The 3,061-nt window shown below is 46.0% G+C and carries 4 protein-coding genes; all 4 read left to right on the forward strand.

The genetic code is table 11. The features are described 5' to 3' along the window. On the forward strand, window positions 1–1,149 hold a 1,149-nt coding region (locus B3W37_RS14635; RefSeq protein ID WP_483176242.1), incomplete at its 5' end, for a DUF5050 domain-containing protein. 125 nt (window positions 1,150–1,274) lie between these two features. Further along, window positions 1,275–1,964 carry a glycosyltransferase family 2 protein gene (locus B3W37_RS14640; RefSeq protein WP_483170381.1) on the forward strand — a complete coding sequence of 230 codons (690 nt, stop codon included), beginning with the start codon at window positions 1,275–1,277 and terminating at the stop codon, window positions 1,962–1,964. Window positions 1,965–1,997: 33 nt separating this feature from the next. After that, entirely contained in the window at window positions 1,998–2,381 is a 384-nt protein-coding gene (locus tag B3W37_RS14645; RefSeq protein WP_481042813.1) for a DUF2304 domain-containing protein, read from the forward strand. 74 nt (window positions 2,382–2,455) lie between these two features. Next, complete coding sequence (locus tag B3W37_RS14650) at window positions 2,456–3,043, forward strand: hypothetical protein (RefSeq protein ID WP_483176243.1); 588 nt, start codon at window positions 2,456–2,458, stop codon at window positions 3,041–3,043. Window positions 3,044–3,061: the final 18 nt, after the last annotated feature.

Raw genomic sequence — 3,061 nt, forward strand, 5'->3', positions numbered from 1 at the left:
TTTAGAAATGTCATCTATTTTCCTCTCACCTGGAGATTTGCCGTTGACGAATTTGGCTGGAATTATTCCTTTGACCACCACAACGGCTTAGTTATAAATTCATCTGCCGGCGGCTCTGCTGCCGCCCAGTTGACACTTCCCATTGTAAGCCGCGAGCTGGGAGGCAAAGGCTCATTTACGATGGCCGGGGACTATTTTTATTATGAGGGGGTGGGCGGCAAGATCTATCAGGCTCCAGTATCCAATCCTTCTGCCGGCCGGTTTGTATATCAGCTGCCGCCAAGTGGATTGGGTCATGGTTTTGCTTTGTCATCGCTGCAAACCGACAACGGTCGAGCCGTTCTAAAATATCATACCGGCGGTGTTACTATGGGCGCCGACCACCTTATCTGGTTGAAGGAGGACGGGACGGCTCAGGAAATTGACAGCGGCTACTCATCCCTGAAGATATACGATGAATATACCCTCCGGGTTGACCACAGGTTTCCGCCTTCTACCAACAACCTGCAGATAAAAAAGAACAATGAAACCGAGTATATAAAGGTAGGCGACCCGGATTATTCCTTTGGCCTGTTTATTTCAGACAATGGCACAACCCGGTCGACGAAAACCAATGATGACTTGTATTTAATCGGCGATGAAATATATGTGCTGGGTTATGAGGGCTATTATGACAACGATCATTCCGCTGCCACCACCGGTATTTACAGAGTCAATATCAATACAAATGAAACTGTGAGATTGTGTCCGGAGGAGGCAGCGAGCTTTAAAATCATTGATGAGATGATATACTTTACCGGCCAGAATCAATTTCTTTACCAAGTTCCTTTAAGCGGCGGAAAAGCGGAGTTGCTGATTGACAAAGCGGTGGGTCTTTATGAGGTCTTGCAGGGAAAAGTATATTATTCACTGGCGGAGGACAGTCAGCTTTTCAGAATCGGCAGCGAATATTCAATCAATCCTGGAGGCCAACTCAATAAGCTTGAGATTCAAAACGGCTATCTGGCGGCAATTTTCGATAAAGACAGTCAGTCGCCCTATAAAATGATGGTTATAAACGGTGCAGGTGAAGTGCTTTATAAAACTGCTGAAAATGTGCTGTTAGTGCGAATTGAAAATGGCAAGATTGTTTTCGTCAAAGATAATTAGGTGATGGCTATTAAACAAAAATTGGATTTAGGCGGCTGTTAAAATAATTATTTTTAGATTCATATTTAAATCACAGTCCGATGAAGTGGGGAGATACCGCTAATAAGCGGTATCGCTGAGAGATTATGAAAAAATTGATTATTATTCCAGCTTATAATGAAGAAAAAAATATAGATTTCGTAGTGGCCGATATTTGCCGGCATGCCCCTGAATTTGATTATGTGATTGTCAATGATTGTTCCAGAGACGGGATCCGCTCTCTATGCCGCCGTCAGGGCTACAATCACATTGATTTGCCGGTCAATTTGGGCATTGGGGGTTGTGTACAGGCCGGCTACCTTTACGCACAGAAGCATGATTATGACATCGCGGTGCAGTTTGACGGCGACGGCCAGCATGATGCCTCTTATCTGAATCCGATGTTTGAGGCGATGATGAAACAAAACAGTGATATGATCATTGGTTCTCGCTTTCTCCACGGTCAGGGTTTTCAGTCTTCAGCCCTGCGCAGAGGCGGCATTAAGTTCCTGTCCTGGCTGATCAAGGTCCTGAACAAAAAGGAGATCAGGGATGTGACTTCGGGTCTGCGGATGGTCAATCGTAAGGTTATCGATGATTTTTGCCAGTATTACCCCAATGATTATCCGGAACCGGAGACGCTTTCGGCCTGCCTGCGCAAGGGTTACCGGGTGGATGAGTTCCCTGTGGAAATGCGCCAGCGTCATGAAGGGCAGTCGTCTATCAATATACCCGGCTCAGTCTATTATATGGTCAAGGTCAGTCTCTCCATACTGATCGACCGTTTCAAAATGTAGGCCTAGGGATATTGGGAAATAGGAGTTTACATCATGAGTATAAGATTACGCATACTGATTCTGCTCATTTGTGCCGCGATTTTGCTTTATTTTGTGGATATGATCAGAAAAGATAAGATAACTTTAAAATATGCGCTGCCGTGGCTGATTTCTTTGATGGGCGTCATGCTCCTGGCGGTTTTCCCCGGTTTCATCAACTGGGTTGCACAGCTGCTCGGGGTGGCAACGCCGGTTAACGCGATTTTTTTTATTGTCATTCTTATGATGCTGATGTTTATTTTCCTGATCTCTCTGATTAGTTCGCGGAATACCCAACGAGTGATCCGGCTGGTACAAGAAGTGGCCTTGCTGAAGAAGGCCTTGGCTGATCAGCAGGAAGACCGGAAAGATGATGAAGAGCATATATGCGGTATTTAGGAGCCAATTGGATAGTCTATATCTTTTGGCTGACGTTTTCGCTTTTTTTGGCGGACCTGTCTTATTATTTTAATATGCGTGCTATGGGAGTGGAACGGGGCTGGGGATATGCGGTGTGTTTTCTGGCCGTTGCCCTGATTTCTCTGCTGCTGGCTATGCTCTCCGGGTCTGGTCGGAGGCTTTTGATTGGCAGGGTCATGCTGTGGGCACTGTTCTCAATCATTGTGACCTTTCTCTTTTTCGCCAAGCCGCTTTTGTATACGGCGGACGGCTTATGGCTGACAGGCGCCCATCTGCCTGTTTTCGGTGTGATGACCGTTTTTGTCGGGATTTATGTCTTGCTCAGCCTGAGTGCGCTGAAGAAACTGAAGATGGACGCGATTCAGCCTCTTGCTCATCCGGATGTGAGGAATCTTTTAGGCCATGTGTTGATTCTGTTTGTTTTTCAGGTCTTGGTTTTCAGCCTGTATATGGCGGCGCTTAATCCGGGGAATATGTCCTATGATACCTTTAATCAGGTCAGCCAGATTGCCGGGGTGGTGCCTTACAATACCTGGCATCCCCTCGGCCACACCCTGTTTATCGGTCTGCTGTTGAAGATTTGGCCTGACATGGCCATAGTGACGATTTTTCAGATTTTGTTCTTTGCTTTTGTGACCTAATTACTTTGTAATGATTAT

The organism is Syntrophomonas sp. UBA5494 (assembly GCF_002426325.1).